This window comes from Actinomyces viscosus (genome assembly GCF_900637975.1).
Taxonomy (GTDB): Bacteria; Actinomycetota; Actinomycetes; order Actinomycetales; family Actinomycetaceae; genus Actinomyces; species Actinomyces viscosus.
In genome coordinates, this window is sequence record NZ_LR134477.1 from 1,487,636 (window position 1) to 1,501,665 (window position 14,030).

Consider the following 14,030-nt stretch of genomic DNA (forward strand, 5'->3'; position numbering starts at 1 on the left):
GGATACTGGCGGCCCGTATGTCCGCGTGGCGCGAAACGGCGCGGTTCTGCGGTGCTCGGACGCATGGTGCGGCCCGGGCGCCTCTAGGATCAGGGCAGGTTCAAGCCGCCTCTCCCCGACGGGCGGCACGCCGCTCAATACGGCACACAGACGATGCGAAGGAGTCCCATGCAGGTCACGATCGGAATCAAGCACGCCAGCCGCGAGCTCTCGCTGGAGACCTCCGACTCTCAGGAGAAGGTGCTGGCCGCAGTGGCCGACGCCAAGACCAAGGCCGTCACCCTCACTGATGACAAGGGCCGGAAGGTCTTCATCCCGGCCGGGTCCCTGGCCTACATCGAGCTCGGCGAGGCCGAGCCCCGCCGAGTCGGCTTCGGTATCTGACCCTGAGCCGCTGTCTCTCGACGACGGTGCCGCCTCCCTCTCCCGGGAGGCGGCACCGTCGCATAACGGAGCGTTGAGGGGTGATGCAGGGGATACGACGTCGACGGGTCGGTACAGTCCCTCTCATGAGGTCACCCACGATTGCGGCCGTGTGCGCCGTCTCCTTCCTCACCAACGGCGTGCTGCAGCTGCTGCTGGCTCTGGGGCTTCCCCTGGGCCGGTTCGTTCTCGGCGGGGCATACACCGTCTCCCCTCCCTTGCTCAGGCCGGTCAACCTGGCCTTCTTCCTGGCCTGGTCCGCCTGCGCCCTTGCCTACCTCAGGTACGGCGGCCTGCTGCGACGTCCTCTGCAGGAACGCACCGCACGCGCCATCGTCTACGCCTCGACCCTGTGGCTGCTCATCGCCTCGGTGTTCAACCTCTTCATCACCACCAGCGCCTTCGAGCGCTATGTCACCGGGACGCTGTCAACCCTCACCGGAGCGCTGAGCCTGTACCTCGTCTGGCGCCATGACGGGCTCCGTCTCTGCCCCTGCCGGATCGACGCCCGGCGTTAGCCTGGAGGCATGGACCAACAGGACGGCCAACCCGGCCACCCCGGCCAACCCGACCAGCGGAGCCTGCTCGCCCAGTGGATCGAGGAGTCCAGACGCATCGTCTTCTTCGGCGGCGCCGGGGTCTCCACGGAGTCGGGCATCCCGGACTTCCGGGGCGCCACGGGCTTCTACCACCAGGACCGCGAGATCCCCCTGGAGCAGGTGCTGTCCATCGACTTCTTCACCGTGCACCCGCAGGCCTACTGGGAGTGGTTCGCCCAGGAGAACGCCCGCGAGGGCGTGGCCCCCAACGCCGCCCACAGGTTCGTAGCCGACCTGGAGCGGGCCGGGAAGCTGTCAGCCGTGGTCACGCAGAACATCGACGGGCTCCACCAGCGGGCCGGCTCCGAGCGGGTCCTCGAGCTCCACGGCAACTGGTCGCGCCTCATCTGCACCGGCTGCGGTGAGCGCTTCTCGCTGTCCGACGTCGAGGGCGCCCGCTCCGGGGCGGTTCCCCGCTGCCCGGAGTGCGCCTCGGTGCTGCGCCCGGACATCGTGTTCTACGGCGAGATGCTGGACAACGACGTCGTCGAGAGCGCCGTCCGGGCGATCTCGGAGGCGGACCTGCTGATCGTGGCCGGCACGAGCCTGGTCGTCTACCCGGCGGCGGGCCTCATCGACTACTACACCGGTGAGCGCCTGGTCCTCATGAACGCGACCCCCACGCCCTACGACTCCCGCGCCGACCTCATCATCCGTGAGCCGGTCGGCCAGGTCTTCCAGGAGCTGGAGCACACGGGGCACCGACCCTAGCCGATCCCCTGATCCTCGCGGTCCACGTAGCGCTCGGGCGCCTCGGCCTGACTGAGCGTGGCCGCGTAGTCGGGCACCTCGTGCTGGAGGGTCCGGTCGGTGCGGCGGTAGCCCGACGACGGGAACGAGGGCTTCTTCGGGAACTTCATCTCGGGGCGCTCCACGTGCTCGTAGGGAATGGACTCCAGCAGGTGGTGGATCATGTTGATGCGCGCCTTGCGCTTGTCCGCGGACTCCACGACGTGCCAGCGCGCGGAGTCGATGTCGGTGTGCACGAACATCTCGTCCTTGGCGCGCGAGTAGTCCTCCCAGCGGGGCAGGGCCTCCAGGTCGGTGGGTGAGAGCTTCCAGCGCCGCATGGGGTCGGTCATCCTCGACTTGAACCGCTTGTACTGCTCCTTCTGGGGCACGGAGAACCAGTACTTGCGCAGCAGGAGACCGGCGTCGACGAGCATCCTCTCGAAGACCGGGCACTGCTGGAGGAAGCGCCGGTGCTCCTCGGGGGTGCAGTAGCCCATGACGTGCTCGACGCCGCCGCGGTTGTACCAGGAGCGGTCGAACAGGCAGATCTCACCGGCGGCGGGCAGGTGGGCGATGTAGCGCTGGAAGTACCACTGGGTGCGCTCGCGCTCAGTGGGGACCGGGAGCGCGACCACGCGCGCAACACGCGGGTTGAGGTACTCGGTGATCCGCTTGATCGCCCCGCCCTTGCCGGCCGCGTCGCGGCCCTCGAAGATGACGACGACGCGGGCTCCGGTGGCCCTGACCCACTCCTGCATCTCGACCAGCTCCGCCTGCAGTCGCAGCAGCTCGGCCTCGTACAGGGAACGGTCCATGGTGGGGTGCTTCTTTGCCATGCTTGAGTTTCGCACAGATCCCACCCAGCGGCGCGGCCACCCCCGAACGTGTCAATAGGGGAGATACAGGCGCCGCCCTCTCACCCGAAGGCTCATGCCGCCCCCGTAGATCGGCAACCTGCGCAGGACGGACACGCCCGTCACTCGTAGTGGGTCCACATTCTCAAGACGTGAATGATCCTCTCATCGGCGTACACCTCATAGACGAGTCGATGCTGAATGTTGATGCGCCGTGAGTAGCATCCCGATAGATCGCCCACAAGCTTTTCGTAACGAGGCGGCCTGGTAAAAGGATCATCCCGCATGAGGTCAAGGAGCTTCTCCGTTTTAGGCCTGAGCCCCGAAGCGGCCAACTTTCTCGCGTCCTTCTGCGCCTGGCGAGAGAACACAATCCGCCATGAGCTCACCAGACAAGTTCTTCTGATCCTGCCTCGAGGCCTTCGCCTCGGGCAGCTCGGATCGACTCCATCATGCCAGGGACCGACTCCAGGAACAGCGTCTCCTGAATCGCCCGCCAGTCCTCCTCCCCTACCAGGACGGCGTTACCGCGCTTCCCAGTGATGACCAGTGGTTCAGACTCCTCGTTCACCTGATCAATGAGTTGATACAGGTGAGAACGAGCGGCGGTAGCAGGAATCGCAGTCACACCGTAAGCGTACGTGATGACGTACGCATCCTCAAGCGCCACGGTCACGCCGATAACCCTCGATCGCGGAACCGACGAAGCAGAGGAGCCCAGTCCTGAAAAGGACTGGGCTCCTCTGGAGTGGTAGCGGGGACAGGATTCGAACCTGCGACCTCCGGGTTATGAGCCCGGCGAGCTACCGAACTGCTCCACCCCGCGTCGGTGACACCAACCTTAGGTGCCACCCCGTCTTCAAAGCAAATAGCGAGGGCGTGCCCTTGCTCACCGCCCGGTGAGGCGGGTCGCAGGGCACGCCCTCATGCGGCCGGCCGAGCGCGCTCAGCCCAGCTTCTGCTGCGCCGCGATGGCCCGGTTGACGGCGTCGTTGAGGCGCTTCTGGGCATCGCCGTACGCCGCCCAGTCACCCTTGCTCCTGGCCGTGTCCGAGTCGCTCATCGCGGTCTGAGCGTCCGACAGGGCCTGGTTGAGCTCCGCCTTCGGGTCTCCTCCCGCGGCCGACGGGTCCGCGGACGAGGACGCCGGTGCGCTCGCAGAGGCCGTGGGCGCGGCGCTGGGTGCCGGTGAGGCCGCCGCTCCTCCGCCCGCCGTCGGATCGTTGCCGTCGGTCGTCTCGTTGGTGTCGTTGGCCGCACCGGCATCACCGTTGACGGCCTGCTCCCCCGTCGTCGCCCCGGAGTTGCCGCCGAAGACCTGGTCGAGCGCCTCCGAGAGGGTGTCCGCGAAGCCGACGTTGTCTCCGAAGGAGACGAGCACCTTGCGCAGCAGCGGGTACTGCGTGCCGGAGGAGGACTGGACGTAGACCGGCTGGACATAGAGCAGACCACCTCCCACCGGTAGCGTCAGCAGGTTGCCCTTGATGACCTGGGAGCCCTGCTGGGAGAGCAGGTTGAGGGTCGTGGAGGCCGCCGGGTTGGAGTCGAAGATGTTCTGCACCTGACCGGGCCCTGAGACGTTCGAGGACCGTGGCAGCTCCAGAAGTCTCAACTTGCCGTAGCTCGCACTGCGCTCGCCCTTCTTCCCGGTACCCGGGGACGTCTCGGAGTCCACCGCGAGGAAGCCGGTGAGCACGTTGCGGTTGGTGTTACCGCCGATGATGTAGGCGCTGGACAGCGAGAAGCTCGCCTGGTCCTGTCCCGGCATCTTGAGGGTCAGGTAGTAGGGGGCCTGCTGGTCCTGACCGGGCGTGGTCGGGTCGTCCGGGATCTTCCAGAAGTCACCACCGGAGTAGAACTCCGCGGCGTCGTTGACGTGATAGCTCGCCATGATGGTGCGCTGCACGTTGAACAGGTCCTCCGGGTAGCGCATGTGCGCGATGAGGTCGGCGCTCATCTGGCTCATGGGCGTGACCGATCCGGGGAAGACCTTCTCCCAGGCCTTGAGGATCGGATCCTTGTCATCCCACTGGTAGAGCTTGACCGATCCGTCATAGGCGTCAACGACGGCCTTGACGGAGTTGCGCACGTAGTTGGACTCCTCCGGAGCCCCGAGCAGCCCGCCCTGACCGTCCGCGGTCGCCGTCGCCTGGGCCAGCGACTCGTGCTGGGCGTAGGGGTAGTTGTTCGTCGTGGTGTAGCCGTCGAGGATCCACATGACCCGCTTGGGAGTGGCCGGGTTGTCGTCGTGGTCGACGACGGCCGGGTAGGGGCTCTTGTCCAGGGTCAGCCAGGGGGCCACCTTGGAGACGCGATCGGCCGGGTTCCGGTCGTAGAGGATCTGGGAGCCCTCGCGCACCTCCTGGGAGAAGAGGATGTTGGGCTCCTGGAACTTGGCGGCGTAGAGCAGCCGGTTGAGCGGGTTGGACACGCTCGGTCCGCCGTTGCCGGAGAAGGTGGTGTTGACCTGGCCGGTCTTGGACTCGTCGTCGGGGTAGTCCAGCTCGCGGGGCGAGCCGTTGTCCTTGCCGCCCACGATGGAGTACGACGGCGAGGACTGGCCGAAGTAGATCCGGGGCTCGTACTCTCCCAGGTCCCCCTTGGACGGGATGCCGCCCTCCCAGAAGGAGGGGTAGCCGCCGGAGGCCACCGTGTTGCCGTAGGCGTTCACGACGCCGTAGCCGTGGGTGTACACCGTGTGCTCGTTGACCCAGGTCCGCTGGCCCTCGCCGAGGCCGGACAGGTTCAGCTCACGTACCGCGATCACCGTGTCCCGGCTGGCGGAGTCCACCTTGTAACGGTCCACGTTGAGACGGTTCGCGAAGGAGTAGTACTGCTTGTTCTGCTGGAGCTGCTGGAAGGTCGGTGAGACCAGGCCCGGATCGAGCAGACGGATCGAGGCGGTGGACTCGGCGTCCTGCTCCAGCTGACCGGCCGACGCCTCGGTCTTGGCCTCGTAGTTGGTGGTCTCCACGTCCTCCAGGCCGTAGGCCGCCTTGGTGGCGTTGATGTTGCGCTGGATGTACTGGGCCTCCTGGCGCTGGGCGTTGGGGTCGACGACGAACTTCTGGATGACCAGCGGATAGGCGGTCCCCACCACCAGGGAGGAGACGATCATGACGGCCACGCCGATGATCGGCAGGCGCCAGGAGCTGGAGCGCACGGAGGCGATGAAGAGGATCGCCACGGCCAGCCCGATCGCGGCGAGGATCGCGTTGGCGGGGATGACCGCGTTGACGTCGGTGTAGTTGGCCCCGTCGAACTTGGAGTTGGAGGCGTACAGGGCGCTGTAGCGTCCCAGCCAGTAGCCCACCGCCCGGATGACCGCGTACAGGGCCAGGAAGACCGCCAGGTGGATGCGTGCCGCCTTGGTGAAGTGGGGTTTGCGCACCACCGAGATGCCGCCGTACAGGTAGTGGACGACGACGGAGGCCACCCCGGAGAACAGCACGACGCCGGACAGGAAGGACACGAGCGTCAGCACGGCGGGCAGGATGAAGACGTAGAAGGAGATGTCGATCCCGAACTGGGGTTCCTTGACGCCGAATGACTGCGAGCTGAAGGCCAGGAGGACCTCGCGCCAGCTGGGGGCCAGCTCCCAGGCCGACCCGAACAGGGCCAGCACCGCGGGCACCGCCCAGGTCAGGCGACGCCGCATGGGCTCAATGACCGTGCGGTAGGCCTCGAGGTTGCGGGTGGCCTCGTCGTCGGGCATCCCGATCTCCCGGGCCCGGTAGGCCCTGGTCATGGAGACGAAGACGGCCCCGAACATGACGGCGAACCCCACCAGGAACAGGACGATGGCGGCGATCCACTGCGTCCACAGCACACGGGCGTAGCCGATCTGGCTGAACCAGAGCACCTCGGTCCACACCTGCGACATGATGCCGATGATGACGGCGATCGCGGCGACGATCGAGATGGTCAGGGCCAGGGGTCCGGGGCGACGCCGCCCGGTCCTGCTGCGCGGCGTGCGGGGCGGGCGAGTCCCTCCTCGCCCCATGCGCCCCAGTCCGAAGAGACCGGTGCTGTCCCCGGATCTCCTCTGCCGGGACGAGCCGGAGGGCTTGCTCGAGGACTCCTCGGAGGAGGAGTCCCGGGACTCGTCGTCGGGCGTGGTGCTCACGATCTTGCTCCCTGTCTGACGTACGTGGTGGCGCGGCCTCGCGCACGGCGGCTGAGCGCGGCGCCATCGGCCGGAAGGGCCGCTCGGGCCATCGTCCCACACACCGCTACACGCCCATAACCTTCTCCGGGCGGAGAAACCGACTCCGAGCAGTCGCGACGCGAAGGCCGAGCGAGCGGGGCCGTGCCCACTGCGTCACCCGTGTCAACCGTGTCATTGGAGCCGACGGCACCGCCGGTGAGACGATAACGGAATGAGTGACGACATGCATGACGATGTCAGCGCCCCCGGTGAGGACCGATCCGCCTCTCCTCACGGCCGGGCCCTGGCCCGCGCGGTGACGGAGACGGAGGCACACGTGGCGGCCTTCGGCTGGGACCAGCCGGTGCGCGTCTTCGCCCTGGTGCGTACCGCCGAGGCGCTGGCGGCCGACCCGGACGTCGCCGAGCTCCTGGAGGCCGCCACCGTGGAGGAGGCCCGCAGCGACCCCGAGCTGCTCATGGTGGTGGAGCAGGAGGGGCTGCCTGCTGCCGCCGACCTGGAGCACCTGCTGGCCCAGCTCGCCTGGCCCGAGTCCGTCCACGGCGCGGCCATCAGCGTCGAGCGCCTGGTCCTGCCCCCTGCGGCTCAGGAGGAGGCCGACGCCCTCACCGACGCCGCCGAGCGCCTCGCCTTCCTCCGGGCGCGCCCCGACCGTGAGGACATCCGCATGGTCGTGGGGGTCCTGCGCAGCGGGGAGTCCTGGTGCGCGCTGCGCTCACGCAGCCACGACGACGATGCCTCCGTCTACCAGGGCGAGCAGCTGGTGCCCGGCCTGGTCGAGGCGCTGACGACAACCTTCCTGTAGCCGCTCCTGCGGCAGCCGACGCCGCTCCTTGGGCCCCGCCCGTCTCAGGCCGTCGCCGGCCCCTCCGGACCCGAGCCGTCCGAGCCGTCGGCCTCGTCGGGCCGGTCGCGGTGGTCCGCGTCGTCGGAGGTCGCGGGCTCGCCGGGATCCTGCGGGAGCTCGGCGGGGTCGGCCGGGCCGGGGACCCGGTCCCCCAGGCCCTCGGGACTGTTCTCGTCCGCCTCCTTGGCGCCCTCGGCGTACCCGAGGGTGCCGTCCAGCAGGGAGGCCAGGTCGGCGTCGATCTCGGCGTCGATGTCCTGGGCCATGCGCCGCATGGTGAGGAAGTCCTTGGGGTTGGCGAGCTCGGAGGCCGTGGGCATGACGTCGGGGTGGTTCCAGAAGGCGTCGCGCTCGGCGTCGCCGGCCTGGGCGCCCAGGTGCGCCCACAGCTCGGCGGCCTCGCGGGCCCGGCGGGGACGGAAGGTCAGGCCGATGAGGCGGGCGAAGACCTGCTCGGCGGCCCCGCCCTGGGCACGGCGCCGACGCATCATCTCGGCCAGCGCCATGAGGTGGGGCAGGTGGGGTGCGGCCGCACGGGCGGTGACCACCTCCACCCAGCCCTCCACCAGGGCCAGCAGCGTCTCCAGGTCCTCGAGCGCCTCGCGCTGGGCCTGGGTCTCCTGAGGCGCGAACAGCCCGCTCTCAAGGGCCTCGCGCAGGGCGTCGGGGTCGTTGGGGTCCACCTGGGCCACCGCCGACTCCAGGGTCTCGGTGTCGATGCGGATCTCGCGAGCGTAGGCGGCCACTGCCTGGAGCACCTGCCCGCGCAGCCACGGCACGTGGGCGTAGAGGCGGGCGGTGGCGGCCTCGCGCACGGCCAGGAACATGCGGGCCTCGTCCTCGTCGACCTCCAGGCCCTCGGCGAAGGCGGCCACGTTGGCGGGAACCAGGGCGGTGCCCGGCTCGCGGGTCAGGGGCAGGCCGGTGTCCGTGGCCCCCAGGGCCTCCTTGGCGAGCTCACCGATGGCCTGGCCGATCTGGAGGCCGAAGGCGGTGCCCGCCATGGTGCGCATGATGGATCCCAGCGCCCCCATCTGCTGGGCGGCCTGCTCCATCTCGGCCGGCATGTCGCGGATCTGCTTCTCCAGGGTGCGGGCCAGGGCGGTGGTGACGGCCTCGGCCACGGGTGCGCACACGTCCTTCCACACCGGCAGGGTGCGCTCGACCCAGGTGCTGCGGCTCCAGGCCTCCCGCTGCCCGGGGGCGGGCATGAGCTCGGTGGCGGTGTCGAGCCACAGGTCGGCCACCTGGAGGGCCTGGCGCGTGGAGTCGGCGACCGCGGCGGTCACCGTGGGGTCGCCGTCGCCGCGCGCCTGCCTCAGGGCCAGATCCTGGCCCATCTGCCAGTTGACGGGCTCGGCGGTGGAGGCGGAGAACATCTGCTGGAACTGGGCGCGCATGGCCAGCAGCTGGCCGGGGCTGAGCTGGGAGATGTCCCCCACACCCGGCATCTGGGTGATGGAGCTGGGGTCCACTCCGGAGGAGCGCAGGGCTCCGACGGCGTCTGAGGCCATCTGCTCGCCGAACAGTGATGCGAGCATCTTCTCGAGCTCGTCGAAGGCGTCCTCGCTCACGGGTTTCCTCTCGCCGGGTCGTCCTGGGACTTCATCTGGACATCGTCTGTAACGGCCTTATGGTCGCACCCATTCCTGTGCGGGGGCCATGTTCCGTTCGCCCACGGCGTGCCCGTCGCCGTCCCGGTACGACGTCGGTCGAGGCCGTGTCGTCATTGTGTCGACTTCGTGCCAGGTTCGTATCGATAACTGTCCGCCTTCCCCAGGAAGATGTCGCATGATGAGCGCGTGACGCACCCAGACCAGCACGACGCCGCCGACGCGGTGGACTCGGTCAGCCCCGACCGCCCCCGGGGGACCCGGGCAGATGACGAGGACCAGATCGGTCGGGCCGAGCGGACGGACACGCCGAGCACGGAGACCTCCCGGACCCCCCGGGAGGAACGCCGTCGGCGCATGCTGCGGCGATCCGCGGCCGCCGGGACGTTCGTCCTCGTTGTCGCCTTGATCGTCGCCGTCTTCGTGGTGCCGGTCAACGCGGTCATCGAGGCCCCCGGCCCGACCTGGAACGTGCTGGACAACGGTTCGTCGTCGGACCAGGACGTCCTGAAGGTCACGGGCACCGAGACCTATCCGACCGAGGGCGCCCTGCGGATGACGACCGTCTCGGTGTCGGGCTGCCCCGGCTACCCGGTGACGACCGCCGACCTCGTCGCCGCCTGGTTCTCGGCGGACAAGCGGATCGTGGACCGTAACGAGGTGTGCCCCCAGGACCAGAGCGCCGAGCAGGTCGAGGAGACCGGCAAGGCCCAGATGACCGCCTCCCAGGACTCCGCCGTCATCGCCGCGCTCATCGAGACCGGTATGGCCGGCGCCATGCACCTGACCGTCACCGAGGTGACCGAGCAGCAGACCTCGACCGAGATCCAGGCCGAGGACGTCCTGGAGACCATCACGCCCGAGGGCGGCCAGACCACCACGATCACCTCCTTCTCCCAGCTGCGTGAGCTGATGACCACGATCCCGGAGGGCACTCGGGTCACGCTCGGCGTGCGCCGCGGCGAGCAGCAGGTGAACGCAGCGCTCACCACGATCGCCCCGCAGGAGGGCACGACCGGGTCCCTGCTGGGGCTGAGTCTCAAGATCTCGGTGGACAGTCCGGTGGAGGCCACCTTCGGCCTGTCCGACGTCGGCGGTCCCAGCGCCGGCATGATGTTCGCCCTCGGGGTCGTCGACGAGATCACCCCCGGGTCCCTGACCGGCGGCAAGGACATCTCCGGGACCGGAACGATTGACATGAATGGTCAGGTCGGCCCCATCGGAGGCATCCAGCAGAAGATGGCCGGGGCCCGCAACTCCGGCTCAAAGTTCTTCCTGGCCCCGGCGAGCAACTGCGACGAGGTCAAGGGCCACGAGCCCGAGGGGATGCAGGTCTTCGCCGTGAGCACCCTGCACGAGGCCGTTACCGCCACCGAGGCGATCGCGTCGGGCAACACTTCCGGCCTGGCGACCTGCTCCGCCCAGTGACCACCAGGCGACCGACGCCCGGCCCGCGAGAGTTATCCACAGGCTCGTGACCGCCTCTGGCTGCCCGGGCCGGCTCATGCCACTCTCGGCTCAGGTCCTGGCGCTGTCGCCAGGGCTGTCAGGACGAGGGGTTCCGGTGTCCCCTCGCCGACGCCGCAAGGGCTTGAGGAGGCACAAATGCGTATTCGAGGCGGGTGCGCCATCCTGTGGCGCCAGCAGGGCGTCAGCCAGATCGGCACGAGCCCGGGGCGACGCACCATCGTCAGTGACCTGAGCCTGGCCGAGCAGCGGCTGCTCGACGAGCTGGCACGCAGCCTGGAGGCTGGTGGCGTCTACCGGGCGGCCCGGCGCAGCCGGGTGCCGGTGACGCGGGCGCGGCAGATCGTCGAGGACCTGGAGCGCCAGGGTGTCCTGGTCTCCTCCGCGACCAGCGAGCTCGGCGGGGCCGACGGCGTCTACTGGGACCGGCTGGGTGCCGATGCCAGGGGCCGCGGCGCAGCCCTCGCCCAGGCGGTCCTGGCGGTCCACGGCATCAGCGCCCTGGCGCAGGAGACCGCCCTGTGGCTGGCGGAGGCCGGGGTGGGCACGATCCTGTCCACCCGCTCCCCCAAGGAGGGCGGCCTGGAGCCGCTCCTGTCGGCGCGGTTCCCCGCCGTCCGGACGCGGGCGCCGCTGCGCACCCGCCCCGATGTCATGGTGACAGTGGATGCGCACGTGGTGGAGCCGCTGCTGGCCCGCAGGCTCGCCCAGGAGGATGTTGTCCACCTTCCGGTCGTCGTCGGCGAGGCCGGGGTGCGTGTCGGCCCGGTCCTGGGGCGCGGCGGCCTGTGCTCGACCTGCCTGGACCTGTGGGAGCGGGACGCGGATCCGTGCTGGCCGGCGCTGGCCACGCAGATGCGCACCCTGCCCATGCCCGACGTCGAGCACCTGGCCCTGCACGAGGCGGCAGCGCTGACGGCCCGGGCCGTCATCGACACGCTCCTGGGACGGACGGGCGCCGTCGACGGCGCTGCGGAGGCTGCAGACGACGCTACTGCCAACCGTCCTGAGGCGGGCGGAGCCTTGGGCAGCGGCTCCGATGCCTGGTGGGCGACGCACTCGGTCGAGGTCACCGGTCAGGAGCCCCTGGGGCGGGCGCGGTCCTGGGAGCGCCACCCCGAGTGCCTGTGCTCACGGCTGTGAGCCTTACCGGACCGCAGGGTCCGGTAAGGGGCGCCGTTCAGCTCCCGGCCTCGAAGTCCCGCAGGAGGGCGAGGACCGGTCCTCCGTACTCCTGGAGCTTGGTGGCGCCCACACCGCGGATGAGTGAGAGCTGGGGCAGGCTGGTGGGCTTGACGACGGCGATGTCCCGCAGGGTGGCGTCGGCGAAGACCGTGTAGGCGGGCCGGGAGCGCTCCTTGGCGATCTGGGAGCGCCAGGCCCGCAGCTCCTCGAACAGGGCGATGGTGCGCGGGTCGTTGCTGGCCTCGAAGTCGGCGGCGGACTGCCGGGCGCGCTCCTTGGCGCTCTGACGGTTCTGGCGCCGGGAGGCGGCTCGGTCGCCGTGCGCGGTGGGCCACAGGCCGTCCAGGAAGCGGGAGGGCTTGCGTGCGGCCCGGCCTCCGGCGCTACGGGCACGCGCGTAGGAGATGATGAGGTGCTCGCGTGCGCGGGTGACGCCGACGTAGAGCAGGCGGCGCTCCTCCTCGATGGCGGCCTGGCCCTCGGCCAGGGAGATGGGCAGCAGGCCTTCGCAGGCGCCGGCGAGGATGACGGCGTCCCACTCCAGGCCCTTGGCGGCGTGCAGGGAGGAGAGGGTGACGCCCTCGACGGTGGGCGCGTTCTGGGCGTCGGCGCGCTCGCGCAGCTCGGTGTGGAAGGCGTCGAGGTCGGCGCCGCGGGTCTGGGCCATCTCGTCGGCCAGGGACACGAGCGCGTTGAGCGCGTCCCAGCGCTCGCGCACGGCTCCGCGAGGGGCCGGCGGCTCCTCGCTCCAGCCCTCGCGGGACAGGACGGTGCGCGCGTCCAGGCCCAGGTCACCGGTCAGGGTGGCCTTCTCGGTGCGGGCGGCCCCGAGGATGACGGCCATGGCGCGCTTGACCTCCTCTCGCTCGAAGAAGCGCTCGCCGCCGCGCACGAGGTAGCCGATCTGGGCGCCGGCGAGGGCCTGCTCGAAGACCTCGGACTGGGAGTTGGTGCGGTACAGGATCGCGATCTCGCTCAGGGGGACCCCGGCGGCCTGCAGGCGGCGCACCTGGGCGACGGCGCCCTCGGCCTCGGCGATGTCGTCGTCGTAGGTCTTGAAGCGCACGGCGGGGCCGCTGGGGCGCTGGGCGACCAGCTCGACGGCACCGGCGGGCAGGTGCAGGCCGCCGCCCCCGCGCCGGGAGCGGGAGAGGACCTGGTTGGCCAGGGAGACGACCTGCGGGGTGGAGCGGTAGTCGCGGCTCAGGCGCACGGTGCGCGCGCCCTCGTAGCGGGTGGTGAAGCCGGTGAGGAAGGCGGGCGTGGCGCCGGTGAAGGAGTAGATGGTCTGGGAGACGTCGCCGACGACGCACAGCTGGCGGCGCCGCCCCAGCCACAGGTCCAGCAGGCGCTGCTGGAGCGGGGAGACGTCCTGGTACTCGTCGACGACGAAGTGCTTGTACTGGCCGCGCACCTGGGAGGCGATGTCGTCGCGGTCCAGGAGGATGCCGATGGTCAGCAGGAGCACGTCCTCGAAGTCGATGACGCCGCGCTCGCTCTTGGCCTCCTCGTAGAGGGACAGGACCTGGGCGACCGTGGCCGCCTCCTGCCCGGCCACGCCGGTGCGTCCGGCGGCGACGGCGGCCTGGGCGTAGTCCTCCGGCAGGGTCATGGTGACCTTGGCCCACTCGACCTCGGCGGCCAGGTCCCGCACGGTGGCCCGGTCGGTGGGCAGGCCCAGGCGGCGGGCGGCGGCGCCGACCAGGGGCGCCTTGTGGGCCTGGATGTCGGGGCGGCGCCCGCCGATGGCGGTGGGCCAGAAGTAGGTGAGCTGGCGCAGGGCGGCGGCGTGGAAGGTGCGGGCCTGGACACCGGGGACGCCGAGGTCGGCCAGGCGCGAGCGCATCTCGCCGGCGGCGCGGGCGGTGAAGGTGACGGCCAGGACCTGGGTGGCCTGGTAGGCGCCGGTGGCCACGCCGTGGGCGATGCGGTAGGTGATGGCCCGGGTCTTGCCGGTGCCGGCCCCGGCCAGGACGCACAGGGGTCCTTCGAGGTGCTCGGCGACCTCGCGCTGGTCGGGGTCGAGGGCCTCCAGGAGGCTGCCTGCATCCAGCGGGGCGTTCGGTCGGCGGGTCGGCGGGGCGGCCGGGGCGGGGCGGGGGGTGGTCGGGCTCATCGGGACCAGCCTGCCACGGGTCGGTG

At 70.1% G+C, this 14,030-nt stretch carries 12 protein-coding genes and 1 tRNA gene; 6 read left to right on the forward strand and 7 right to left on the reverse strand.

What is annotated here, in order from left to right; all coding sequences use genetic code 11:
- Positions 1-168: 168 nt before the first annotated feature.
- The 3 genes from EL340_RS06430 (at position 169) to EL340_RS06440 (ending at position 1,733) form a co-directional block, all read left to right on the forward strand.
- Positions 169-384, forward strand: coding sequence for a DUF3107 domain-containing protein (locus tag EL340_RS06430; protein WP_126413917.1), 216 nt, complete (start codon positions 169-171; stop codon positions 382-384).
- Between the two features lie 125 nt (positions 385-509).
- The gene (locus EL340_RS06435) at positions 510-941 is read left to right on the forward strand and encodes a hypothetical protein (protein ID WP_126413918.1); all 432 of its coding nucleotides are present in this window, start codon (positions 510-512) and stop codon (positions 939-941) included.
- A 9-nt stretch (positions 942-950) separates the two neighbouring features.
- Positions 951-1,733: an NAD-dependent protein deacylase gene (locus EL340_RS06440; RefSeq protein ID WP_126413919.1), complete on the forward strand. Its 783-nt coding sequence runs from the start codon at positions 951-953 to the stop codon at positions 1,731-1,733.
- Here EL340_RS06440 and ppk2 read toward each other — a convergent pair.
- From ppk2 to EL340_RS06465, 5 genes are all read right to left on the reverse strand, one after another.
- Positions 1,730-2,569: a polyphosphate kinase 2 gene (ppk2, locus tag EL340_RS06445; protein ID WP_126415351.1), complete on the reverse strand. Its 840-nt coding sequence runs from the start codon at positions 2,567-2,569 to the stop codon at positions 1,730-1,732. The two genes, EL340_RS06440 and ppk2, sit on opposite strands and share 4 nt — an antisense overlap.
- A 161-nt stretch (positions 2,570-2,730) precedes the next feature.
- The gene (locus EL340_RS06450; RefSeq protein ID WP_126413920.1) at positions 2,731-2,997 is read right to left on the reverse strand and encodes a Txe/YoeB family addiction module toxin; all 267 of its coding nucleotides are present in this window, start codon (positions 2,995-2,997) and stop codon (positions 2,731-2,733) included.
- Positions 2,994-3,236 carry a type II toxin-antitoxin system Phd/YefM family antitoxin gene (locus EL340_RS06455; RefSeq protein ID WP_126413921.1) on the reverse strand — a complete coding sequence of 81 codons (243 nt, stop codon included), beginning with the start codon at positions 3,234-3,236 and terminating at the stop codon, positions 2,994-2,996. Before EL340_RS06455 ends, EL340_RS06450 begins: the two co-directional genes overlap by 4 nt.
- A 121-nt stretch (positions 3,237-3,357) precedes the next feature.
- Positions 3,358-3,434 (reverse strand) — tRNA-Met (locus EL340_RS06460).
- 120 nt (positions 3,435-3,554) lie between these two features.
- Positions 3,555-6,734 (reverse strand): UPF0182 family membrane protein, encoded by a 3,180-nt coding sequence (locus tag EL340_RS06465; protein WP_126413922.1) that lies wholly within the window; start codon positions 6,732-6,734, stop codon positions 3,555-3,557.
- A gap of 265 nt (positions 6,735-6,999) precedes the next feature.
- On the opposite strand from EL340_RS06465, the gene EL340_RS06470 reads away from it, so the two are divergent.
- Positions 7,000-7,581 carry a PPA1309 family protein gene (locus tag EL340_RS06470; RefSeq protein ID WP_126413923.1) on the forward strand — a complete coding sequence of 194 codons (582 nt, stop codon included), beginning with the start codon at positions 7,000-7,002 and terminating at the stop codon, positions 7,579-7,581.
- 44 nt (positions 7,582-7,625) lie between these two features.
- On the opposite strand, the gene EL340_RS06475 is transcribed toward EL340_RS06470, so the two are convergent.
- Positions 7,626-9,197 carry a zinc-dependent metalloprotease gene (locus tag EL340_RS06475; protein WP_126413924.1) on the reverse strand — a complete coding sequence of 524 codons (1,572 nt, stop codon included), beginning with the start codon at positions 9,195-9,197 and terminating at the stop codon, positions 7,626-7,628.
- A gap of 210 nt (positions 9,198-9,407) precedes the next feature.
- Between EL340_RS06475 and EL340_RS06480 the strand changes: the two genes are divergently transcribed.
- Together EL340_RS06480 and EL340_RS06485 are read left to right on the forward strand one after the other, a co-directional pair.
- On the forward strand, positions 9,408-10,664 hold the full coding sequence (locus EL340_RS06480) for a YlbL family protein (protein ID WP_197722358.1): 1,257 nt from the start codon (positions 9,408-9,410) through the stop codon (positions 10,662-10,664).
- A gap of 177 nt (positions 10,665-10,841) precedes the next feature.
- The gene (locus EL340_RS06485; protein WP_126413926.1) at positions 10,842-11,846 is read left to right on the forward strand and encodes a hypothetical protein; all 1,005 of its coding nucleotides are present in this window, start codon (positions 10,842-10,844) and stop codon (positions 11,844-11,846) included.
- 37 nt (positions 11,847-11,883) lie between these two features.
- On the opposite strand, the gene EL340_RS06490 is transcribed toward EL340_RS06485, so the two are convergent.
- Entirely contained in the window at positions 11,884-14,004 is a 2,121-nt protein-coding gene (locus tag EL340_RS06490; RefSeq protein WP_126413927.1) for an ATP-dependent helicase, read from the reverse strand.
- Between the last annotated feature and the right edge of the window lie 26 nt (positions 14,005-14,030).

Excerpts from the sequence above, each read along its gene's own strand:
- EL340_RS06435 (WP_126413918.1), top strand. The coding sequence starts at position 510 with ATGAGGTCACCCACGATTGCGGCCGTGTGCGCCGTCTCCTTCCTCACC.
- EL340_RS06480 (WP_197722358.1), top strand. The coding sequence starts at position 9,408 with ATGTCGCATGATGAGCGCGTGACGCACCCAGACCAGCACGACGCCGCC.
- EL340_RS06470 (WP_126413923.1), top strand. The coding sequence starts at position 7,000 with ATGCATGACGATGTCAGCGCCCCCGGTGAGGACCGATCCGCCTCTCCT.
- EL340_RS06440 (WP_126413919.1), top strand. The coding sequence starts at position 951 with ATGGACCAACAGGACGGCCAACCCGGCCACCCCGGCCAACCCGACCAG.
- ppk2 (WP_126415351.1), bottom strand. The coding sequence starts at position 2,569 with ATGGACCGTTCCCTGTACGAGGCCGAGCTGCTGCGACTGCAGGCGGAG.
- EL340_RS06485 (WP_126413926.1), top strand. The coding sequence starts at position 10,842 with ATGCGTATTCGAGGCGGGTGCGCCATCCTGTGGCGCCAGCAGGGCGTC.
- EL340_RS06490 (WP_126413927.1), bottom strand. The coding sequence starts at position 14,004 with ATGAGCCCGACCACCCCCCGCCCCGCCCCGGCCGCCCCGCCGACCCGC.
- EL340_RS06430 (WP_126413917.1), top strand. The coding sequence starts at position 169 with ATGCAGGTCACGATCGGAATCAAGCACGCCAGCCGCGAGCTCTCGCTG.